Genomic DNA, 21,506 nt, shown 5'->3' on the forward strand with positions numbered 1-21,506 from the left:
TTCCCCTCCGATCAACAGCTGATGAGTGTCAGGCAGTTGGAACAACGTAAAACACCGAATCGAAATCGATTCGGTGTTTTTGCATTCTACATTTTCACAAGCCCTTTCCTACATCTGTTCTAATGGAAAATATTTTAACCCGCCAGCCGTTTCATCCTTCTTTTTTTCTCTGAACGTGATATTTCTGAAGCCAGTCAACGGAATGAAGAACTGCCGAGAGGAAAACGCGGGGAATCCAATCCATCTTTGTATGCGTTTCTTTTACAAACATAACCTCGTCTTATTCTATTCTTATTATGGAAAACTGATTTCGATATAGGGCGGAGGGAAATGGGCAGACTCCAACGGGATTAGCGGAATAGGTGAGACCCCGGAAGAGCAACGCGATGAGGAGGCTCACCGGCCGCCCCGTGGAAAGCGTCCCATTTCCCGGAGCCCGACCTCTCCTCCTAAAAACAACCTTTTTCTATAATAAAAAAAGAGCGGGGGAAATCCCCGCTCTTTTAACCTTCTTCTTTTCTTTTTTCCTTCTTCCCTCTCGAAAACAGCCCGATGACCGGACGCTTTCCGCCGGATACCACACCCGTCATCTCCGCAAACAGATGAAGCAGGAACAAAATCACAATCGTAATGATCAACGATATGCCGAACGAAGTCAGCGAGAACAAGAGTGCCAGAAAACCGAAAATCGCACTGAACGCATAAATGATCAATACCGTCGTCCGGTGGCTGAAGCCGGCCGCCAGAATCTGATAGTGGATATGCTTGTTATCCGGCATCATGATCTTCTGCTTGTTGATGAGCCTGCGCAGGATCGAGAACAACGTATCGAACACAGGAATCGCAAGCACGATGATCGGAATGATGAAGCTGAACAACGTCACGTTCTTGAACAGACCGACCATCGAGATGACGGCCATCGAATACCCGAGGAACAAGGACCCTGTATCGCCCATATAAATCGACGCCGGGTAGAAGTTATGGAACAGAAAGCCGATGTTCGAACCGATCAGCACGACACAGAGGTAAACAATCGCGACCTGCGGCTCGATGGCAAGTGCCATGACGGCGATACTGATCAGCGATATGGTCGACACGCCGGCAGCGAGGCCGTCGAGGCCGTCGATCAAGTTGATCGCGTTCGTAATCCCGATGATCCAGAAGAACGACAAGAGGATACTGACAGGATCACTGAGCGTCACCATACCGATGAACGGTATACTGAGTACGTCGATCTGCAGTCCCGAGAAAATCAGGATCAGCGCCGCGATCACCTGACCGACCAGCTTATAGAGCGGGCGGATCTGGAAGCGGTCGTCAAGCAGTCCCGTCAGGACGATGACGAATCCGCCGATACAGATCGGCAGGAGATACGGTACATCAGGTCGCGTGTACAAAAGCCCGGCCGCCGTACCACCGAAGATCGCCAGCCCTCCCATACGGGGAGTGATTTCTTTATGTATTTTTCTCATTTCCGGATAGTCCATCATCTTCCACTTTACAGCAAGCTTCATGACCGGAAAAACCAGCACATAACTGACGGCCATGGACAAAAGAATAGCAATGGTCAAGTCTATATAAATGTTCATACAAATCCTCACTAACTATTTTTAGTCTTTCGTTTTGAGACAACGCTAACATTATATCACAGGTGAAGGCGAGTTTTGTCAAACGTTGTCTCTATTTTTCGTCAATTTCGATAGTTACATCGACTTACACGCGAGGGTGCCTGCTCGAAGGGGTACAGCAAATATGGCGGAAAAACAAGAGGGCAAAATGAAAACAGCGTCCGGATGGACGCTGTTTTCTATCTATTTATCGTTGTTGTAATTCTTCAATCATATGGTCGATGACTTCTCTTGATGATAGCAGCTCAGAGTTCTCTGTCTTCTGAATGATGTTCTGTAACAATTCCTTTAAATTATCCATGCTACCCACCTTTTCAAACATAGCTTTCTACTACGGTTCACTCAAACATTCGGGACAAAACTACTTTTTTTGACGGCAGTCTATGTATCTTGTATAGATTAGACGGCTACATAACCGAAAAAGTTTCATCATTCGCTTCATTTCCCGGGAAATGTGTCCAATTTTTCGACTATTTCTCCTATCATAAGGTATTTGTAAATATTTGAAAAGTGTTTTGTCTATTTTTCTTTATTTTATGTAACTAGAGTCGAAACGTGAAGAAAACAGGTAGACGCCTAATCCCTTGCTGAATATGTTGTTAAACGATCTTGTCTAAGATGAAACATAAAAACAGGCAGAAGCCCGGGGAGGCTTCTGCCTGTTTCAGGAATGGGAGGTCCATGTCCGCTGCATCGTCTGCAGGGCGTAGGATTGATAAGCGAAACGGTGGATATGCTTCTGGATCGTCCCCGGCCCTTCCCGGTGATAGGTAAACAGGATGACAGCCGGGTGAAGCAGGGAATCATAGAAGAAAATCGGATTGAAGCTTCTTTCCCAACGGCCCATCTTCCACTGACCGAGCAGGTCCAGCTCCCGAACAAAGGCATCATCCATGATGGTATAGGCATTGACACCCGTCGGATGGTCGCTGTAGTCGAGCAGATGATGGAAGCAGACCGCCGCCTGCACATAGGAAAGGGGCGATTCATCCCCGGTTACGGCTTCCATCATCCGGTTTACAGGGAGCGTTTCTGTCTCTGATTGAGCAAAAACGCTCCCTTTGGAACAGAGGAGCTGCCACCCCGGCTTCAGTAAAAGCTGGGAGTACTGATCGATGATCGGATCCAATACAAGAATATCCGGGCTGCCTGGACGACGGATCGGCAAATACATGGTTGCGATATTCCTTCGCGCCGCTTCTCTTGTGAAGATTGTCTTGTTTCTCACCATGTCACCACCTGTCAGATTAATCGGCGTTTCGAAGCTGAGTTACTCCTTCTCCTCCAGCTGCAGTTCTTTCGCATATTTATGTGTCAAAAGCTCCTCCAGCGAGACGTCGAGCGTCTTCGCCAACTTCCCCATGATGATCAAGGACGGGTTCTTCTGCACACCTCGTTCAATGTTGCTGATATAAGACTTGGACACCCCTGATTTCTTGGCAAACTCGTTGACGGACAACTCTTTGCTCACTCTAAGGACACGGATTTTCTCACCAATGGAAGTCACTTTTCCAACCTCACTTTCATCAACCAGCGAACAGCCGGCCGGTCATAGAATCAAGATGTTCGTTATTAAGAATATTATAATACGAAACCTACCGGAAATAAAAGAATAAATTTCATTATTAAGAACATAAAGTGCAGGAATTTCTCGCTTTTTCGCAGATTTTCTTCTTCTATTATTCTTTTTTGAGAACATTCGCATAAAAAAACAGCCGGGAGGCGCACCTCCCGGCTGTTTAATCTTCATAGGTCTGGTATTTCTTTCGGAATTCCTTCGGCCCGATGCCTTCGACGCCCTTGAACACCCGTGTGAAATAGCTTTGGCTGTTGTAGCCGAGCAGGGTGCTGATTTCAAGCAGCGAGTAGTTCGTTATCGAGAGCAGTTCCTTCGCCTCTTCGATCCGCTGCTGATTGATGAAGTGAGTGATGGCGACCCCGACTTCCCGTGCGAAAATGCCGGAAAGGTAGTTCGGGTTCACGTTCATCGCATCGGCGATTTTTTTCAAGGTCAAGTGCCTGCTGAGGTTCTCAAATATGTACCGTTTCGTCCGCTCGACAAGTGGAGAGGACCGGAGCATTTCATTCGTCCCGCCGATCCGTTCCAGAAAGGACCGTAAGACATTCTGCTCGAGCTCTTCCACTTCCCCGAGCGTCTCTCTCGTCTCCAAATAATTCAAATAGAAGTCGTTTAATGACATGATCTCATCCGGCTGCGATCCTGCTTCGATGGACCAGTTTCCGAGCTCGGTAATCAGTCGGATCAACTGGTTCTTCGCCGAACGGATCTCGTCCCTGTCCGAATGGGTAGGCTGAAGCAGTTTCTTATAATTTGCATAAGCAGCCACCGCCTCAGGCGATCCTGACAGGAACAGCTGCTGGAACTTCTCTTTCGCAGCGACCGCTTCCGAATAGGCAGGAACCGTACGTGAATAATCATTCAACTGGCGGCGCATCTGCGCCTGCTCATTAAAGGAAGAAGACAGTTCCGGCCGGGGCAGAATCTGCACAAGCAGATGCTCGATCGCTTTGATCCTGCTTTCGCTGAGGACGGACAGCTGATCGAAGTAGTGCAGAAGGGTTTCTTCCACATCCGGCGCAAGCCCGCGGCCGGCGACCCGCGCCTTCACCTTCTTCTTTCCTATCTGATTAGACAAAAAAGGACCGATACCAAGTACAACTTCCATATCGGTCCTTTTGATCGTATAGAGAAAATAACTCTGCATGAACTCATCCGAATACATACCGAGACGGAAGGGGTGTTTCTTGCTTTCCTTAACGTACTGCACATTGGAATCACGCACGAACTGCGGCGGGCGCATCAGGTGATCCGGGTAATGATAAATCATCTTCGGCTGATCATTGACCATGAACACCGGCATCTGGAAAGCGAGTGAGCAATCCTTCAAAAGATGAATCCATTCATGATTACTCATCCGGTCCTCTCCCCCCACCATCCTACTTTCTATCTATTATACTAGAACACTTTGGAAAAAAATACACCTCCCGGTTTGGAGAGGTGTATTCCTTCTATATGGTTTTTCGTGATCTTATATGCTCTTGTTGTAAGTAATTCTTGACGTCTTCCACACTTAAACCTTGTGCCTTGGCTTCTCTCATCAGGGACACCCATTCCTCATCCAGCACGTGCATATCAGGTTTTGTATTCATTGTTCGGCAACCTCCCTGGTTTGGTTTCGCTGCGGCCCCGGGTCGTTTATGTATGATCCCTCGGTGCCTTAATTTCCTATACCTGTAAATCTAGTCTTATTATAATGGATGAATGCGTTAAATATTTTAACTAAATTCACTATTTTTTAACTATTTTCAGTTAGTTTCCTTTATTTTTTAAAAAAATGATGAGACTTTCATCCTTTTACATTTTTCATCATGAAAACGTTCACTATGCGACAAGGACAAGTATTCTCAGGGAATAAAAAAGCAGGCATGAGCGATCATACCCGCTTGGTTCATGTGTACAACGCATTCCATTTCTCTGTCAGAAGATGAAACGCGTCTTCATCTTGTTCGTCGATCGCCCTGTCAATGAGGCGCCGAAGATTATTTTTTTCTAATTCACGGATGAGTTCTTTCACTTCTCTTGATGATTGCTGGCTGATTTCGATCCCCTCTTCGTAATACGGCGACACAATCGTGTGAAGGTGTGTAATGAATTCCGGAAGCTGAAGCAAGTCGGTCACGGAGACGTAGACCATCTTCTTGCCTCGTTGGAAGACGAAGATATCGAAGACGTTGTGTACTCGCTTTTTGTTTCGGTCGATGATGATTTCTCTGGATTCCATCGGGATGAATTGGTATAGTTCGTTATCGATGAATAAGGAAAAGTACTGGTAGGCGAGAACGACACGGATAAAGCGTTTGTCTTCCTTAACATAGTATGGTTTTAACATTTTTATGTTCAACACGTTGCCCACCCCTTCGTTATTAAATCTGAATTTTCAGTATTTTATTCTATTATCGCTTATTTGTCAACAAATTGAAAGCCCTTTTAATCCTATTCGTATGCAGGTTTTTGCCGCTTGGTGACTGTGTTCGGGACACTTGCCGGAGGCCTCTTTTCACATAAAGGAAGACGGAAAGCCCTCGACCTGTTCACCACTCCCCACAGAAGTTCCGTCTCCTTCCTATCCGAGAACGGGCTGCGGGAAATGGGGCGCTTTCCACGGGGCGGCCGGTGAGCCTCCTCATCGCTGCGCTCTTCCGGGGTCTCACCTGTTCCGCTAATCCCGTAGGAGTCTGCCCCATTTCCCTCCGCCCTTCGCATATACACCCTTCCATGGGCTTGGTGAAGCGAAGTAGTAGTGATCTGCTAAGAACCTACCTTTCTTCACACCACAAAAAACCCCCTTCCATTATGGAAAGGGGTCGGTTTTTAATTAGATAAGCGCGTGGAGGCGTTCGTTGACAGTTGCTTTGACTGCTTCAAGCAGTGCTTCGCTGTCGGCTTTCGCTCCGGATTTCACGCCGTAGTAGAATTTGATTTTCGGTTCGGTTCCGGACGGGCGGAGACAGAACCAGCAGTCGTCCTCCAGAATGAACTTCACGACGTTCGATGCCGGCAGGTCGATGTGTTCTTCGCTGCCGCTTTCGACGTCGCGGCGGATGGACGTGCTGTAGTCTTCGACAGCCACGACCTTCTTGCCGCCTGCTTCCGTGATATCCGCTTCGCGGAAGTCGTTCATGATCGTCTGGATCGTGTCCGCACCTGCTTTTCCTTCGAGCTTCATGGACTGGAGCCCTTCCAGAAAGAAGCCGTGCTTCTCGTACAGATCGTTCAACGCATCCAAAAGCGTCTTGCCCTGGTTCTTATAGTAAGCGCCGACTTCAGCGATCAAGACAGCCGACTGGACGGCATCTTTGTCGCGGGCGAAGTCTTTGACAAGGTAGCCGTAGCTCTCTTCATAACCGAAGAGGAAGGTGTGTTCCTTCGTCTGCTCGTACTCGCGGATCTTCTCACCGATGAATTTAAAGCCTGTCAGTGTATCAAGGGAGCTGATGCCGTAAGAATCGGCGATGACGCGGCCGAATTCGGAGGTCACGATCGTCTTGATCATGCGGCCGTTCTTCGGAATTTCTGCCGACTGGCCGAGGATGTAATCGAGCATGAGGGCGCCGGTCTGGTTCCCGGTCAGCACCTGGTATTCCCCGTTCTCATCCGGTACGGCGACGCCGAGACGGTCGGCATCCGGGTCTGTCGCAAGCAGGAGATCCGCACCAATCGCTTTGCCCTGTTCGATGGCGATTTCGAACGCCTGATGCTCTTCCGGGTTCGGAGAAGCGACGGTGGAGAATTCCGGATCCGGTTTGGCCTGTTCTTCCACGATATGGACGGATGTGAAACCACTCTGCGCCAATCCTTTTTCCACAAGGTGGCGGGCCGTTCCGTGCAGCGGTGTGAAGACGAGCGACAGATCCTTATCGATCTCTTTCTGGACGGTGACGGATTCCAACGCTTTCAAGTAGGCTTGATCGACCTCTTCATCGATCCAGCGCAGAAGGCCGTTCTCTTCCAATTCCTTCTGATCGGCTGCGTCGACTTCCAGTTCGTTCTCGACTTTGTTGACGAAATCGATCATGATCTCCGCCTGTTCCGGTGGCAGCTGGCCGCCGTCTTCGTTGTAGGCTTTGAAGCCGTTGTATTCCGGCGGGTTGTGGCTGGCCGTCACGACGACGCCTGCTGCTGCGCCGAGATGACGGACAGCGAACGACAATTCCGGTGTCGGTCGTAAGGAAGTGAATACGTAGGATGGAATGCCGTGTGCTCCGAGGACGCGCGCCGTTTCGACAGCGAACTCTTTGGACATGTAGCGGGAGTCGTATGCGATGGCGACGCCTTTCTTCGACATGCCTTGATCGTTGACGTAAGCAGCAAGGCCTTCTGCCGCTTTACGGACGGTATAGATGTTCATGCGGTTCGTTCCCGGTCCGAGCTTTCCGCGCATGCCTCCCGTTCCGAATTCCAAGTCTTTGTAGAATGCATCCTCCAGGGACTGTTCATCTTCTGACAATTCTCCAAGCTTCGTTGAAAGCTCGGCATCCAGTCCTTTGAATTCTTTCCATCGTTCGTACTGCTCTTTCCACATACGCGACACTCCTCTGGTTTGTTATTTATTTGAGTTGGAAACGATCAAGGAAGCGTTTCCTTTTAAATCGAATGTCTTGACGGTCGCCGGGATGATCAGGTGGTCGCCTTTCTTGAATGGATACGAGCGTCCCTCCACGATCACTTCCCCTGTCCCGTCGATGACACTCAATAGTACATAAGGTTCCGGGATGAGTCCTTTACATTCGCCTTCCAGGTCCCAGCGATAGACGGAGAAATACTTCTCTTCGACGAGTCTCTCTTTCCGCAGATCCTCCTGGTAGAACTGCGTGCGCTCGATTTCAGGATCGACATGCGGAACCGTCGTCACTTCGATCGACTTATCGAGGTGCAGCTCGCGCTTGTTGCCGTCCTGCCCGACACGTTCATAGTCGTAGACGCGGTACGTGATGTCCGAGCTCTGCTGGGTTTCCAAGATCTGAATTCCCGCTCCGATCGCGTGGATCGTCCCGCTCGGTACGTAAAAGAAGTCTCCGGGCTTCACTTCAATGGTTCGTAATAAGTCCCCCCATTCTCCATTCGCCACCATTGCTTCAAATTCCTGTTTATTCGAGGCATGATGTCCGAAAATAATTTCCGAGCCTTCCTCACAGTCGAGCACATACCAGCACTCGGTCTTGCCGTAGTTCTCCCCTTCCACTTCACGTGCATATGTATCGTCCGGATGCACCTGGACGGAGAGGTCCTTCTTTGAATCCAGAATCTTCACGAGCAGCGGGAATTCCTCGCCTTCTTCTCCGGCGAACAGCTCACGGTGGCCGTCCCACGCTTCCCGAAGCGTCTTCCCTTCCAGAGGTCCGTTCTTAATCGTATTCGGTCCGTTCTTATGCCCGGAAATACACCACGCTTCTCCGGTATAGTCGGACGGGATCTTATAATGGAAGATTTCTTCAAGCTTCGTTCCACCCCAGAGCCGTTCTTTGAACGCCGGCTCTAAATAAATCGGTTCGTTGTACATTCGCTGCACCTCTTTCCAGTTTTTTAACACTATTGTACCATAGCGGCCGATCCAGAAGGGCCGCCTTTCTGCTCAAGAAAAAATCCGGAGCATCGTCCGGCACTCTGTTCAGAATGCGGAAGACGTCCGGATTTTTTTCTTCTTATAAAAAGGGCTTATTTATCTTCCAGCATCTTATCATTGAATCCGAACGCCCACGTCAATCCGAAGGCGACACCGATGGCGATGATGTTCGTCAGCAAGTAGAAGATGAAGGAGCTGTCCAGGTACAGCAGGGATCCCGGGATTACCGTGATCGCCATACCGGAAGCCTTCAAGCCTGTGATGGAGGCGAAGAAACCACCGACGGCTCCACCGATGAGACCCATGATGAACGGCTTCATGTAGCGCAGGTTGACACCGAAGATTGCGGGCTCGGTGATACCGAGGAACGCGGACAAAGCGGATGGCAGCGCCAATGCTTTCATTTTCTTCTTCTTCGTCTTCAAGCCGACTGCAAGCGCCGCGCCACCCTGGGCAGCGATCGCTGCTGTGATCAGCGGGTTGAACGCGTTTGAACCAACGCGGTCAAGCAACTGTATCTCAAGCAGGTTGAAGATGTGGTGTACCCCGGTGATAACGATGACCTGGTGAAGTCCACCGATGATCAGTCCACTGATACCAAGCGGAAGTTCCAAGACCCACAGCGTCGCTTCAAAGATACCGTTTTCAACAATATGGAACACAGGTCCGATGATGAACATAGCAAGCGTGATCATGATCAAAAGCACTAAGAATGGTGTAAGAATAAGATCGAGTGCTTCCGGAATCCTTTTTCTCAAGGCTTTCTCCAGTTTCGCCCCGACGATACCGGTGATGAATGCCGGAAGGACGGACCCTTGATAGCCGGTTACCGGAATGAAGCCGAAGAACTCAAGCGGTTCTGCACTTCCGTCGGCAACAGCCCAGGCGTTAGGCAGCGCCGGTGATACGAGCATGAGTCCGATGACGATCCCGAGTATCGGACTGCCTCCGAATACCCGGAAGGTCGACCAGGCGACAAGCGCCGGCAGGAATACAAAGGCCGTATCGGTAAGGACCTGGGTGAACAGGATGAAGTTCTCCGGAATGCTTTCAGGCGTGAGACCGAAGAGCGCGAGAATCGCTTCTTGAGTCAGAAGTCCCCGCAGCCCCATGAACAGACCAGTGGCAACGAGGGCCGGAATGATCGGTACGAAGACGTCTCCGAACGTACGGATCGCACGCTGGAACGAGTTCCCCTGTTTCTTCGCTTCCTGCTTCACTTCTTCCTTCGTAGCTCCCTGCACCTCTTGTTTCATCACTTCTTCATAAATACGGTTGACGGTACCAGTACCGAAGATGACCTGCAGCTGACCGGAGTTATAGAAAGCACCTTTCACTTTATCGATTTCTTCAATGGAAGAAATGTCCGCTTTCTCCTTGTCATGAAGCATGATCCGCAGTCGTGTCGCACAGTGGGCGACAGAGGCGATGTTCTCCTGACCACCAGCTGCTTTGATGACGTCTCTTGCAATTTGAGCGTTATCTGCCATGGTAATTCTCCTTTCGGGTTTTAGTGTGCACGTGTAATCGATTACACATTTCATAAAAAAATTTAGATAGTGAATAATTGCTAATGAAATTGATGTTTATAACCAGGTGTAACTCGTGTGTGAACGATTACATGATTGCGTTTTCAATTAGGACTATACACTATCTCGGACTATTAGTCTATACGTTAACTCCATTTTTTTATTTAAATTTTCTTTTTTTAATTTCTGGAGCAATACGCTCGCCGCTTTCCTCCCAGCTTCTTTGTTGAAATAGTCGACGGTAGTAAGGGACGGGGTCACGTGCTTCGACATCATCGATGCCCCGATGCCGGCAACAGCCATGTCTTCCGGGATCGAATAGCCCTGTTCCTTCAAATACTCCATCGCACCGATCGCCATCCGGTCCGTCACCGCGAACACAGCCGTAGGCTTCGTTTCTTTACTCGCACGGAGGATCCGCTTCATCGCTTCATACCCGGATTCCACACTGAAATCGCCCTCTGTCACCCAATCTTCTTTAATGGTCAGACCGTTTTCTTTCATTCTATCTCTATACGCCTGTTTTCTCACACGACCGACGGCAGGATCGTCTTCTCCCACGCCGATAAACGCAATCTGTTCATGCCCCTTCTGGATCAGCATGTTCGTCACATCCCCTGCAGCATGGTAGTCGTCATAGACGATCGACGTCACACCGGGAAGCTCCTGGCCGATAGCAAGGAAGGGGACATCTGTATCCTGAATCGCCTGGATCAACGCGTCATTGACGTTCGTCGCAAGCAGGATGATGCCGTCAACATTACGACTTTTCAAAAGGCGGATGTATTCGATTTCCTTCTTTTCATCAAGCTCTGTATTCGTAAGCAGGATTTGGAATCCTTCTTTAGATAAAATTTCATTGATCCCGTTCACGACTCGGGTCGATGTTTCTGTACTTAAGCGCGGCAGAATGACACCGATGACGCCGGAACGCTTCGTCCGCAGCGACTTCGCTGACTGGCTAGGGATGTAACCGGTTTCTTCGACGATCTTCATAATCCGCTCCCTCGCCTCTTCACTGACGTATCCGCTGTCGTTCAGTGCGCGCGATACCGTCGTCCGGGAAACGTTCGCCATTTGTGCTATATCATTGATTGTAGTCATTGCTTTCATCCTCCATGGAATCCTTTTCATTTATCATCGTAGAGAAATACGAAGCCGTTGTCCAGAGATAGACAATAGTTAGGGGGAAAGTCGGACAGCGAAGACATGGAAAGTCCCCGGAAAGGAGCTTCCCGGGGACGGATTGACCGAAGAGATTAAGAGTGGCTGTCTAATGATTGGCAGAAATGGTCTTTGAGGATGTGGTACACGGTCGTTTCGTGGAGTACCTGCGGTTCTGTGCCGGCCTGTTCCTTTTCCATGCGCATAACTACGCCGACGCCCTCTTCAATATACTCTTCTTCCCATCCGTCAATCCCAAGCTCCTTGATGACAGAACGGATGACCCGCTCGTATTTCTGCAGCGGACCCGGCAATTGCAAACTAAACCATGACATAACGTATCCCCCTTAATTATCTAGTTCTTTTTTCTTACGCTTCCTTTCCTTTATAATCTACCTTTTGTTTCCAGTCAAGACCTTTCGATATCCTTATATCCCGGGTTTGGCGGGCATGTCGCGGTCGAAGTGTTGATATTGTCAGAATTTTGTAATCAATTTCCCGTTATAGGCCTCTTTTTCTTTTCATTCTTTTTTTCTTTTATATAGGAAAAAGACGGAGAAAAACTTGGGAACGGTCGAAGCAGTCGCATCTGTTCCCGAAGACGGGTGTAAACCGGCTCGAACCCTGCGGAATCGTCGGATAATTCACTCTTGTACTTACTATGCCTTTCCGTTACAATGTCCTTTATATAAAGAAACATGTATATTTCAGATGGACAGGGGAGTGTGAACGATGAAGAAAACCATTACCGTAGGATTATTGGGATTAGGCACGGTCGGGAGCGGTGTCATAGAGATCCTGCGCGATCATAAAGAACGTATCGAACATAAGACAGGGTGCGATGTCACCATCAAGTCGGTACTCGTCCACGATTTGGATAAACCGCGCGAGCTGCCTTCCGAAACGAAGCTCACGGATCGCTATGAAGACATTACGAGAGATCCGGATATTGATGTCGTCATAGAGGTGATGGGTGGTATCGATCACACATTAGCTGTATTGCTGGAAGCGATCGAGCACGGCAAGCATATCGTGACAGCGAACAAAGACCTTGTCGCCCAGCACGGTGCGGAGCTGTTCGCTGCCTGCCAGCGTCATAACTGCGACCTTTATTATGAAGCGAGTGTTGCAGGCGGTATTCCGATCATCCGCAGCATCATGGATGGATTGTCCTCCGATCGGATCACGAAGATGATGGGGATCGTGAACGGAACGACGAACTTCATTATGACGAAAATGGCGAATGAAGGCGTCGACTTCGACAGCGTATTGAAGGAAGCGCAGGAGCTTGGATTCGCAGAAGCAGATCCGACAGCAGACGTCGATGGACTGGATGCTGCACGGAAAATGACGATCCTTTCCATCTTGGGCTTCTCGATGCCGTTCCATTTGGAAGATGTGCATGTCAAAGGAATCCGCGGCATTTCTATTGATGATATCAACTTCGCCCAGGAAATGGGCTACCGCATCAAGCTGATCGGTATTGCGGAGAGCGATCATAACGGTGTATCCGTAAGCGTCGAGCCGACCCTTCTGCCGGCTCAGCATCCGCTCGCATCGGTAAATGATGAATTCAACGCCGTCTACGTCTACGGAGACGCAGTCGGTGAAACGATGTTCTACGGACCAGGCGCAGGCAAGCTGCCGACGGCTACGGCAGTCGTCGCCGATTTGATTTCCGTATTGAAGAACATCCGTCTCGGTACGACCGGCACCTCTTACGTGCAGCCGCAGTTCGCAAAGCAGGTGAAAACGAAGAAAGAACAGCTTGCGAAGAAATATATCCGTCTTCATGTCGATGACAAAGCAGGCATGTTAAGAGATTTGACGAACATTTTCGCAGAATACGATATTTCTTTCGATCAGTTCACCCAGCGTGCAGCGGCAGAGGAAGGCCAACGGGAATTGATGATGGTCACTCATCAGGTAAGCGAAGAAGACTTTGAGAAAGCACTACGCGATTTGCAGGACCTGGATTCGGTGCAGGGCATCGACAGCGTCTACCGCGTAGAAGGAGGCGAATGATATGTGGAAAGGGTTAATTGAACAATACGGAGAGTTTCTTCCCGTTACAGATAAGACACCGGCATTGACGTTGTATGAAGGAAACACACCGCTGATTCCAATTCCAACGATTTCTCAGGATCTCGGCATCGAAGGCTATGTGAAATTCGAAGGGTTGAACCCGACCGGATCGTTCAAGGACCGCGGCATGGTGATGGCGATGGCAAAAGCGATCGAAGAAGGCTCCGAGGCGGTCATCTGTGCCTCGACCGGTAACACATCCGCAGCTGCTGCTGCCTTTGCGGCACGCGCCGGCCTCCGCTGCATCGTCGTTATCCCGGACGGGAAAATCGCCGAAGGTAAACTGGCCCAGGCCGTTATGTACGGAGCAGAGATTTTTGCCATCAAAGGAAACTTCGACGACGCCCTTCGCATGGTACGTAAAATCGCCGAAACAGAACCGGTGACGCTTGTAAACTCGGTCAACCCATACCGGATCGAAGGCCAGAAGACAGCCGCTTTCGAAATCTGTGACGTCCTCGGCAGTGCTCCGGATATTCTGAGCATCCCTGTCGGCAACGCCGGTAACATTACGGCCTACTGGAAAGGTTTCAAGGAATATAACGAAACGAAACAGACCGGCCTTCCTAAAATGATGGGCTTTGAAGCGAGCGGTTCTGCCGCCATCGTCCGCAACCAGGTCATCGACAATCCGGAGACGCTTGCGACAGCCATCCGGATCGGAAACCCGGCAAGTTGGGACAAAGCGATTGAGGCGCGTGATGAATCGAACGGCCTGATCGATGAAGTGACGGATGAAGAAATTATCGAAGCGTATCAGCTGCTGGCCGAGAAGGAAGGCGTCTTCGCGGAGCCTGCCTCCTGTGCTTCCATTGCCGGCATGATCAAGAAAGTGAAAGACGGCACGATTCCGCAAGGCTCGAAAATCGTCCACGTCCTGACAGGAAACGGACTCAAGGACCCGACGACAGCGATCCAGCACAGCCCGGTCAAACCGACCCTTATTGAAAACGATTATGAAGTCTTCGCATCGGCGGTCACAGGAGTCCAATCATGACCCGCTTCCAGATCCAGGTTCCCGCGACATCCGCGAACCTCGGGCCTGGATTCGACTCTGTCGGCATCGCCTTAACGAAGTTCGTCACGCTCGACTGCCGTCCGGCCGATGAATGGCACTTTGCTGTTCCCGAAGAAGACCAGCCTTATATCCCGTCCGGCAAAACGAATCTCGTCTATCAAACGGCGCTCCATACAGCCAAGGTCCATGGACACGATTCCCTGCCTCCGACGCATGTGACGATGACAAACGACGTTCCGATTGCCCGCGGGCTCGGAAGTTCCTCGACAGCGGTCGTCGGCGGCATCGAACTTGCCAACCAGCTGCTCGATCTTCGTTTGAGCGATTATGATAAATTCAAGATCGCCTGTGAGATTGAAGGGCATCCCGACAATGTCGGCCCGGCGATCTACGGCGGTATCATGGTATCCAATTACGATAACGGCGCTCTTGATTACGTCCACTTCACCGATGGACTGGACGATTTGACGTGGCTCGCCGTCATTCCGAACTACCATTTGAAGACAGAGAAAGCCCGCGGTCTTCTGCCTGTCGAGCTTCCTTACAAAGAAGCCGTCAATAACAGCGGCAGTGCCAACGTACTCGTCGCAGCGCTTGCGACGAAGAACTGGGAGCTTGCCGGCCGGATGATGAAGAGCGACCGCTGGCACCAGCCTTACCGCCAGGCTCTCATTCCGGGCTTCACTGACGTTGAGAAAGCGACCACAGACGCAGGAGCTCTCGGCTTCTATATCAGCGGCGCAGGCCCGACGATGCTCGCCCTCTTCGACGAGTGGGACGAAGCGAAAGCGGCACGCCTGAAGCAAGAGCTTACAGACTTCCAGGTCGAGCCGCTCCAAGCTCACCTGACAGGCGTCACCGTCCACAAACAGACCGAAGCGAAGCACTGTTAAATGGTTTAGCTGTTTAGCTGTTTAGCTGTTTAGCTGTTTAGCTGTTTAGCTGTTTAGCTGTTTAGCTGTTTAGCTGTTTAGCTGTTTAGCTGTTTAGCCGCTGATGATTTCCGGGCAGGGCTGCGCTTTCCGCGGGCGGCCGGCGAGCCTCCTCTGAGCTCCGCTCTTCCGGGGTCTCCCCTGTCTCGCTTTTCCCGCAGGAGTCTTCGCCCTGCCCTCCAATCATCAGCTGGTTAAACTTAAAGCTAATAAAAAACCGAACGCGATCCCTTTATTCAAAGGTGGACGCCGTTCGGTTTTTTTTATCCTTTATTGTAGGTGGGTTAATCAAGGCGGAAAGCGCAGCCCCCCGGCGGCTGAAAAAAAAACCCTAAGCCCGCTTCCCAAACCGCCAAATGACCAAAATAAGCAGCGCACCAATCAAACCTCCGAAGCTGTCCAGCACCACATCCCCGATGTAAGGCGTCCGGTCCGGCGTCAACGACTGATGAAACTCATCAAACGAAGCGTACAGCACCGTAATCACAAACGCTGCTCCAAGCTTCGGCAAAAGCCGCAGACTCGTCAGCTTATGTAATGCGAGAAACGACGTCACCATCAACAGAAGAAACACCGTCACATGTGCCGCTTTTCGGATCAAGAATTCCACAAGCCCAGCCGGCCCGTGACTGGCCAGGTTCACCGGCTTGCCGTGGTACATGAAATCAATCGGCTCAAGAACAGGCTTCATCGCGTCAAGAGGAAGGTAGGACATCAGCGATGGACGCAGGTCCTGATCTCCATACGGCGTCGCCGAACTGTAAAAAATAATCCCCATGACGAGGAGCACGGGTATAATCCAAAACTTATTATTTTTTGACAACTTATTCACACTTTCTATCACTCTATTTATTTGATATATCAACATTTTACAATAAAACCCCATTTAAGCAATAGAATGAAATTTGTATCAAAAGATTTATATATAGTACTATTAATGACGATAGAATTTGTATACAATGGTAACTAGAGAAAGAAAAGGGGGATTCAACATGGCAAAGAAGAGTAAACAATACGATTACGACCTTGCAGAAGTGAAGCGTTTGATCGGGGAGACAGATAAAAACTACCGGGAGATCGCTCAGGAGACAGGCTGTCCTTATGCGAGCGTCGTTTACCATGGTCGTAAAATCCGCGGACGCGTCAACCGTATCCGTCAAGAGGAAATGAATGCGGAGCTGAATCAGGCACCTGTATTCACGATCAAGGAAGAACCGAAAGAGAATACGAACCTGTTGTCTGGCGGGACAGCACTAAGCATCTCAAGAAATGATATCCACATCCAGGACGCAGAGCAAGAGGCAGCGAAGATGATCAAAGCGGCACGTGCACTCGGCCTTACTAAAATTAACATCACGATTGATCGATAAACGCGCACGAAAGTCCTGGGGACGCGTTCTTCAGGGCTTTTATGCCTCAAGCTTCAGCCCCTTCAGCTTCCTTCTTGCATGTCTTCCCCAATTCTTCACCGCATCGATCGTCACTCCTTCCAAACTAGCGATCTGCTTAAGCGAACGATCGTGAATGAAATGATGATAGACCCATTTCCACTGATTGTCCGTCAGCGGATTCCGCACTTGAATCCAGAAGTACTCATCTTCTATTACATCTTCCCACAGAGACGCGTCCGTGCTGCTTAAACTGCGCCGGCACAGCGTCTCTTTTTCCTGTGTGCGGGAATCTTTGCGGATGAGATCGATCAGCGCGTTCCTGATCTTCCAGCTGAGATACGTCTCCCACTTACCCGCCGCCGGATCATACGTCCGGGAGGCGTTCCACACCGCCACCATCCCTTCTGCAAAAAAATCCCCGTTCCTATCCATGATGTGAAGCCTTCGGATGTGATAATGAATCAGCTTCTTACTATCCGCAACCAACTGACTGAATTGCTCATCGATCACAGTGCCACCCCTTCCATTTTTTAACGTTCATACTATAATCGTTAAAAAATGGATTTTTGGTGTCATGTACCTATCAATTTCTTGATTTTCAACTAAAAAAAGCTGTTAAACTTCCATTTTCGCTTTCCTTTTCCTATGAAATGGAAGATAATGATAGGTAGAAAGGAGTGTAAAATGAGCCACATCCCCTCGTTTTTCTGCTGTCAAAACCTCGTCTACCAAATCCTTCACCGCCACAAGATTCCTGAGCCTTATGAAGACTACTGCCAGGAGGCCTATTTCATCTACAAACACTGTGAAGAAACCTACGATTCTTCCCGAGGCAAGTTCTCCACCTACTATTTCCACCATCTCTCCTGGAAGCTCCTCAGCCATCTCCAATCCAAGCGCCGGCTGCAGCTGATTTCCACAACCCAGCATCCCCCTTTCCCTCATCCAAAAAACGACCTCCATGACCGGATGTTCCTGCTTGATCTCTCCCTTCACGCTGACCTCACCGCACTGGAACAAAGCACCTGCCTGCTTGCGATGGCAGGCTACCGGACCTATGAAATTGCGGGAAAGATCGGCAAAAGCGAATCGACCGTCCTCCGCCTCCGCAAAAGTTTGCGCGAGAAACTATCCTCTGCTTCTATCCTCGTTTATACTTGTAATAGAAAGGGAAAATAAATCCACTAAATCCAACGGAAAACGGAGGAATCAGCATTGGAAGCTTCCACTCGATCTCTATCTCCTCTCACCAAGATTTGGCTGGACGATACACCGACTACGTTCACTCACGCTTTCCTGGAGCGGCTCGCGTATGAATGGATGGTCGAAATCGTCAATCCCTACCCCATCCCCATCATGGAAACGAAGGAGTACGTCACCCACATATCCGTCGAGCAGGCAGACGGGCTGCTTTATTCCGAATTACCGATCGAATCCTACAACATCGAAGTCGGCAATGAATTCACGGTCTACCGTTTCTACATGTATGCGCCGGACTGAGTCCGGAAGATGTTATAATGGCAGGGACGAATGATGGAAAGGAAGAGTTTATGTTTCATCTAGGCTTTGCAGCGTTTTTTCTAATCTTCATCATCCTTGGATGGTTCACCGATATGATTGAGCTGTCGTCGTTCAGCATGATCGTTGCGATCGCGCTGTTTTTCACGAATATTTATATGTTCTTGAAGTCGAGGAAAGAAGACAAGGAAAAGACGCCGTCTTAAATACGAAAAGCCCCCGTCCGAATGGAACGGGGGCTTTTTTCCGTTTGTGTAAAAACTTCGTTTAAATATAATAACCAAATCGAACTCAAGACAATGGGCTTTTCCGAAAAAGTTATACAGCTTTAAAACACCATCTACACTTGTGTAAACCTCGGCATGAAAGACTCCTGCGGGAGGTGTGGCACAGGTGAGACCCCGGAAGAGCAACGCGATGATGAGGCTCAGCGGCCGCCCCGCGGAAAGCGCCACCTTTTCCGCAGCCCGCTCTCGCCACGTTATTTTATCAAAATACCCTTTACGTCAGTATATTGAGAACGATCGGGATAGTGACGACGCTTAGGAGCGTGGTCATGAGCGTGATGCTTGAGACGAGTTCAGGCTTCGAATCGAACTGGACGGCATACATCGTCGTCGTAGCCGCAGAAGGCATGGCTGCCGATACGATCAACACGTTCGCCATCAGATCCCCCATCGGCAGGATCATCGTCAGCGCCCAGGCGATAAGCGGGGAGACAAGCAGCCGGACCGAAACCGCATAGGAGACTTTGTCCCAGGCCAGGTTCTTCACGGTGATGTTGGCAAGCTGCATCCCGAGCAGGATCATGACGGTCGGAATCTGGGCGTTCCCGACGAGCTCGATGCTCGACATGATATTATCGGAAATCGAAAGCGGCGTATATTTGAACACGAGCGCGAGCCAGATCGCATGCGTCGGCGGCATTTTGGCCACCTGCTTCAAAGCCATCGTAATGCCGGCGGTTCCCTTTGCTGCGTAATAGACGCCGAAGAAATTCATGACGATCTGCTGAAGCACCATGAACGAGACGGAATAAACGAAGCCCTGCTCTCCGAAGGCGAACAGGACAATCGGCGCCCCGTAATTCCCGGCGTTCATAAAGGCCGTGGATAAAATCAGCCCGCTTTCCGTCGGTGTATCGTAGCGGAGCACCTTTGCCCCGATTTTGTTGACAGCGAGGATGGCGATCAACAGAAACACCGAGAAAAGGACCATCAGGAAGTAATCGCGGTCAAATGTCGCTTCGTAGAACGTCTTGAAGACGAGACACGGAAGCATGATATAGAGAGCGACCGTCGAAATCGACTTGATTTCGAGGCGCAGTACTTTTTGTAGGACGAACCCGGTACAGAAGATCAGTACGACAGGAAGTACTACCTGAAAGAAAATTGCCATTATATAACCACCCTGTCTGTTAAATATTAGAACTCTACTAGTTTATCAGAAATATCGGCCTTTGTTAGCTTCGGGATGAGGAAAATTTCTTGCTCCCTATGAATTGGAAATGTTATCGTTTACAATAGATGATAGAGTTATTGAAATCGTTCTCATATAGAAAGGAAGTCAGAAATGAATTACGTCATAGGTCTAGATTTAGGTACGACAAGCAGCAAATCCGTCGTGTTCGAGGAAAATGGACACGTCGTCGCAGAGCATGAAGTTGCATACCCGCTCCATCACCCGCAGGTCGGCTATGCCGAACAGGACCCGCTTGTGATCGAAAAGGCAGCGCTGGAATCGATCCGTCTCAGCGTCGCCGGACTCGACGCCGATAAGATCGTCGGTGTCGGTCTCTCCTCGGCTATGCATTCCCTGATCTGTACCGATGAAAGCGGAGCTCCCTTGTCGCCTTCCATCATCTGGGCGGACGCCCGCAGCTCGGAACAGGCGTCACACCTGAAGGAAGAACATCCCGACGTCTATTTGCGGACAGGCACGCCGCTTCACCCGATGTCTCCGCTCTCCAAGCTCGTTTGGATGAAGGAGAACGGGTATGAACCGTGTGGACAGGCCGCTTATTATATTTCTGTGAAGGAATTCCTGCTCTACCGCTGGTTCGGAGAAAAAGTCGTCGATTACTCGGTCGCCGCCGCGACGGGACTTTATAACATCCACAGCAACGAATGGGATGAGGAGACACTTGCAATCGCCGGCATCAGCGAAGAACAGCTCTTCTCCCCCGTGCCGCCGACCTACACGATGGAAGGCATGGATGCAGCCATCGCAGAGAAAGCAGGCTTGAAGTCCTCCACCCCGTTCGTCATCGGCGGAAGCGACGGTCCGCTTGCCAATCTCGGTATCGGCGCCATCCAGCCGGGAGAAACAGCCATCACAATCGGTACAAGCGGTGCGATCCGCCAGTTTTCGAAGGAGCCGCTTCTTGACGAAAAACAGGAGATCTTCTCCTACCGTTTCTCTGATGACCTTTGGATTACAGGCGGTCCTTCCAACAACGGCGGCCTCGTTCTTCAATGGGTCCAGCGCCTGTTCGAAAACAAAGGTGAAGAAATGTCGATCGAAGAGCTGACGGAGCTTGCCGGATCGGTCGCCCCGGGTGCAGACAACCTGCTGTTCCTGCCTTACCTGAACGGAGAACGCGCTCCCTTTTGGCAGGCGGAAGCGAAAGGATCCTTCATCGGTCTGACGCCGAACCACCGCAAGGAGCACATGACCCGTTCCGCTATGGAAGGCGTACTCTTCTCGGTGCTGCACATCGCAAGTGCCCTCGAGCGCCTTGGAAACAGTCACGACCGCATCTTTGCAAGCGGAGGATTCGCCCGCTCGCCGTTATGGGTGCAGATGGTCGCCGATATGTTCAACAAACGAATCGACATTCCCGTCAGTCACCAAAGCTCTGCTTGGGGTGCTGCCTGGGTCGCTCTCTATGCCCTGGGGCTTACGGACAGCTTGGAGGCGATCAAGGATTCCATTCCGATGCAGGAGCACTATACGCCCGATCCCGAACGTCATGAGACATACAAGAAACTCTTCGACGTCTACCAATCGGTCTCCGGTAAGCTGCAGGACGACTTCTTCCGTCTTCACCAGCTGTCATAAATGATAAATCCCCGCTCAGGATTCCCGAGCGGGGAT

The 21,506-nt window shown here is 50.2% G+C and carries 22 protein-coding genes; 8 read left to right on the plus strand and 14 right to left on the minus strand.

The genetic code is table 11. From position 1 onward, the window contains the following. Window positions 1-503: 503 nt before the first annotated feature. From AXG56_RS11950 to AXG56_RS12000, 11 genes are all read right to left on the minus strand, one after another. Window positions 504-1,589, minus strand: coding sequence for a glycosyltransferase family 4 protein (locus AXG56_RS11950; RefSeq protein WP_062514793.1), 1,086 nt, complete (start codon window positions 1,587-1,589; stop codon window positions 504-506). 703 nt (window positions 1,590-2,292) lie between these two features. After that, on the minus strand, window positions 2,293-2,856 hold the full coding sequence (locus tag AXG56_RS11955; protein WP_153017424.1) for a hypothetical protein: 564 nt from the start codon (window positions 2,854-2,856) through the stop codon (window positions 2,293-2,295). 42 nt (window positions 2,857-2,898) lie between these two features. Beyond that, the gene (locus AXG56_RS11960; protein ID WP_008639979.1) at window positions 2,899-3,135 is read right to left on the minus strand and encodes a helix-turn-helix domain-containing protein; all 237 of its coding nucleotides are present in this window, start codon (window positions 3,133-3,135) and stop codon (window positions 2,899-2,901) included. 232 nt (window positions 3,136-3,367) lie between these two features. Further along, window positions 3,368-4,564 (minus strand): AraC family transcriptional regulator, encoded by a 1,197-nt coding sequence (locus AXG56_RS11965; protein WP_062514797.1) that lies wholly within the window; start codon window positions 4,562-4,564, stop codon window positions 3,368-3,370. Window positions 4,565-4,658: 94 nt separating this feature from the next. Continuing rightward, window positions 4,659-4,799: an anti-repressor SinI family protein gene (locus AXG56_RS19165; RefSeq protein WP_008639976.1), complete on the minus strand. Its 141-nt coding sequence runs from the start codon at window positions 4,797-4,799 to the stop codon at window positions 4,659-4,661. Between the two features lie 299 nt (window positions 4,800-5,098). Beyond that, on the minus strand, window positions 5,099-5,554 hold the full coding sequence (locus AXG56_RS11970; protein WP_008639974.1) for an IDEAL domain-containing protein: 456 nt from the start codon (window positions 5,552-5,554) through the stop codon (window positions 5,099-5,101). Between the two features lie 471 nt (window positions 5,555-6,025). After that, window positions 6,026-7,732: a phospho-sugar mutase gene (locus AXG56_RS11980; RefSeq protein WP_008632908.1), complete on the minus strand. Its 1,707-nt coding sequence runs from the start codon at window positions 7,730-7,732 to the stop codon at window positions 6,026-6,028. A 21-nt stretch (window positions 7,733-7,753) separates the two neighbouring features. Next, window positions 7,754-8,710 (minus strand): mannose-6-phosphate isomerase, class I, encoded by a 957-nt coding sequence (gene manA, locus AXG56_RS11985; RefSeq protein ID WP_062514800.1) that lies wholly within the window; start codon window positions 8,708-8,710, stop codon window positions 7,754-7,756. Window positions 8,711-8,865: 155 nt separating this feature from the next. After that, window positions 8,866-10,263 carry a sucrose-specific PTS transporter subunit IIBC gene (locus AXG56_RS11990; RefSeq protein WP_026577915.1) on the minus strand — a complete coding sequence of 466 codons (1,398 nt, stop codon included), beginning with the start codon at window positions 10,261-10,263 and terminating at the stop codon, window positions 8,866-8,868. Between the two features lie 153 nt (window positions 10,264-10,416). Next, window positions 10,417-11,406, minus strand: a complete 990-nt coding sequence (locus AXG56_RS11995) for a LacI family DNA-binding transcriptional regulator (protein WP_026577914.1) — start codon at window positions 11,404-11,406, stop codon at window positions 10,417-10,419. Window positions 11,407-11,561: 155 nt separating this feature from the next. Then, window positions 11,562-11,801: a hypothetical protein gene (locus AXG56_RS12000; RefSeq protein ID WP_008632917.1), complete on the minus strand. Its 240-nt coding sequence runs from the start codon at window positions 11,799-11,801 to the stop codon at window positions 11,562-11,564. 397 nt (window positions 11,802-12,198) lie between these two features. Between AXG56_RS12000 and AXG56_RS12005 the strand changes: the two genes are divergently transcribed. From AXG56_RS12005 to thrB, 3 genes are read left to right on the plus strand one after another with little or no spacing between them, the layout of a single operon-like run. Continuing rightward, the gene (locus AXG56_RS12005; protein WP_008632919.1) at window positions 12,199-13,491 is read left to right on the plus strand and encodes a homoserine dehydrogenase; all 1,293 of its coding nucleotides are present in this window, start codon (window positions 12,199-12,201) and stop codon (window positions 13,489-13,491) included. A 1-nt stretch (window position 13,492) separates the two neighbouring features. After that, window positions 13,493-14,548, plus strand: coding sequence for a threonine synthase (gene thrC, locus AXG56_RS12010; RefSeq protein WP_062514802.1), 1,056 nt, complete (start codon window positions 13,493-13,495; stop codon window positions 14,546-14,548). Continuing rightward, entirely contained in the window at window positions 14,545-15,462 is a 918-nt protein-coding gene (gene thrB / locus AXG56_RS12015; RefSeq protein ID WP_026577913.1) for a homoserine kinase, read from the plus strand. The genes thrC and thrB overlap by 4 nt, the downstream gene beginning before the upstream one ends. A 370-nt stretch (window positions 15,463-15,832) precedes the next feature. On the opposite strand, the gene AXG56_RS12020 is transcribed toward thrB, so the two are convergent. After that, entirely contained in the window at window positions 15,833-16,333 is a 501-nt protein-coding gene (locus AXG56_RS12020) for a VanZ family protein (protein WP_026577912.1), read from the minus strand. Between the two features lie 160 nt (window positions 16,334-16,493). Between AXG56_RS12020 and AXG56_RS12025 the strand changes: the two genes are divergently transcribed. Continuing rightward, the gene (locus AXG56_RS12025; protein ID WP_008632926.1) at window positions 16,494-16,871 is read left to right on the plus strand and encodes a hypothetical protein; all 378 of its coding nucleotides are present in this window, start codon (window positions 16,494-16,496) and stop codon (window positions 16,869-16,871) included. A gap of 39 nt (window positions 16,872-16,910) precedes the next feature. Here the strand turns inward: AXG56_RS12025 and AXG56_RS12030 are convergent, their stop codons facing one another. Then, window positions 16,911-17,402 (minus strand): sigma-70 family RNA polymerase sigma factor, encoded by a 492-nt coding sequence (locus tag AXG56_RS12030; RefSeq protein ID WP_026577911.1) that lies wholly within the window; start codon window positions 17,400-17,402, stop codon window positions 16,911-16,913. A 174-nt stretch (window positions 17,403-17,576) separates the two neighbouring features. Between AXG56_RS12030 and AXG56_RS19335 the strand changes: the two genes are divergently transcribed. Genes AXG56_RS19335 through AXG56_RS12045 form a run of 3 tightly spaced genes read left to right on the plus strand, consistent with a single transcriptional unit; the run spans window position 17,577 to window position 18,616 of the window. Next, the gene (locus AXG56_RS19335) at window positions 17,577-18,071 is read left to right on the plus strand and encodes a sigma-70 family RNA polymerase sigma factor (RefSeq protein WP_153017425.1); all 495 of its coding nucleotides are present in this window, start codon (window positions 17,577-17,579) and stop codon (window positions 18,069-18,071) included. A 36-nt stretch (window positions 18,072-18,107) separates the two neighbouring features. After that, entirely contained in the window at window positions 18,108-18,392 is a 285-nt protein-coding gene (locus tag AXG56_RS12040) for a hypothetical protein (protein ID WP_008632929.1), read from the plus strand. Window positions 18,393-18,409: 17 nt separating this feature from the next. Next, window positions 18,410-18,616, plus strand: a complete 207-nt coding sequence (locus AXG56_RS12045; protein ID WP_008632930.1) for a hypothetical protein — start codon at window positions 18,410-18,412, stop codon at window positions 18,614-18,616. Window positions 18,617-18,911: 295 nt separating this feature from the next. On the opposite strand, the gene AXG56_RS12050 is transcribed toward AXG56_RS12045, so the two are convergent. Continuing rightward, window positions 18,912-19,808 carry an AEC family transporter gene (locus AXG56_RS12050; protein WP_062514807.1) on the minus strand — a complete coding sequence of 299 codons (897 nt, stop codon included), beginning with the start codon at window positions 19,806-19,808 and terminating at the stop codon, window positions 18,912-18,914. Window positions 19,809-19,982: 174 nt separating this feature from the next. On the opposite strand from AXG56_RS12050, the gene AXG56_RS12055 reads away from it, so the two are divergent. Then, complete coding sequence (locus AXG56_RS12055; protein ID WP_062514808.1) at window positions 19,983-21,470, plus strand: gluconokinase; 1,488 nt, start codon at window positions 19,983-19,985, stop codon at window positions 21,468-21,470. Window positions 21,471-21,506: the final 36 nt, after the last annotated feature.

The sequence above is a fragment of the Halobacillus sp. KGW1 genome, from assembly GCF_001592845.1.
GTDB lineage: Bacteria > Bacillota > Bacilli > Bacillales > Halobacillaceae > Halobacillus.

Coding starts and splice junctions, on each gene's coding strand:
- AXG56_RS11950 (WP_062514793.1), bottom strand. CDS start 1,589: ATGAACATTTATATAGACTTGACCATTGCTATTCTTTTGTCCATGGCC.
- AXG56_RS11965 (WP_062514797.1), bottom strand. CDS start 4,564: ATGAGTAATCATGAATGGATTCATCTTTTGAAGGATTGCTCACTCGCT.
- AXG56_RS19165 (WP_008639976.1), bottom strand. CDS start 4,799: ATGAATACAAAACCTGATATGCACGTGCTGGATGAGGAATGGGTGTCC.
- AXG56_RS11980 (WP_008632908.1), bottom strand. CDS start 7,732: ATGTGGAAAGAGCAGTACGAACGATGGAAAGAATTCAAAGGACTGGAT.
- manA (WP_062514800.1), bottom strand. CDS start 8,710: ATGTACAACGAACCGATTTATTTAGAGCCGGCGTTCAAAGAACGGCTC.
- AXG56_RS11990 (WP_026577915.1), bottom strand. CDS start 10,263: ATGGCAGATAACGCTCAAATTGCAAGAGACGTCATCAAAGCAGCTGGT.
- AXG56_RS11995 (WP_026577914.1), bottom strand. CDS start 11,406: ATGACTACAATCAATGATATAGCACAAATGGCGAACGTTTCCCGGACG.
- AXG56_RS12000 (WP_008632917.1), bottom strand. CDS start 11,801: ATGTCATGGTTTAGTTTGCAATTGCCGGGTCCGCTGCAGAAATACGAG.
- AXG56_RS12005 (WP_008632919.1), top strand. CDS start 12,199: ATGAAGAAAACCATTACCGTAGGATTATTGGGATTAGGCACGGTCGGG.
- thrC (WP_062514802.1), top strand. CDS start 13,493: ATGTGGAAAGGGTTAATTGAACAATACGGAGAGTTTCTTCCCGTTACA.
- thrB (WP_026577913.1), top strand. CDS start 14,545: ATGACCCGCTTCCAGATCCAGGTTCCCGCGACATCCGCGAACCTCGGG.
- AXG56_RS12025 (WP_008632926.1), top strand. CDS start 16,494: ATGGCAAAGAAGAGTAAACAATACGATTACGACCTTGCAGAAGTGAAG.
- AXG56_RS19335 (WP_153017425.1), top strand. CDS start 17,577: ATGAGCCACATCCCCTCGTTTTTCTGCTGTCAAAACCTCGTCTACCAA.
- AXG56_RS12045 (WP_008632930.1), top strand. CDS start 18,410: ATGGCAGGGACGAATGATGGAAAGGAAGAGTTTATGTTTCATCTAGGC.
- AXG56_RS12050 (WP_062514807.1), bottom strand. CDS start 19,808: ATGGCAATTTTCTTTCAGGTAGTACTTCCTGTCGTACTGATCTTCTGT.
- AXG56_RS12055 (WP_062514808.1), top strand. CDS start 19,983: ATGAATTACGTCATAGGTCTAGATTTAGGTACGACAAGCAGCAAATCC.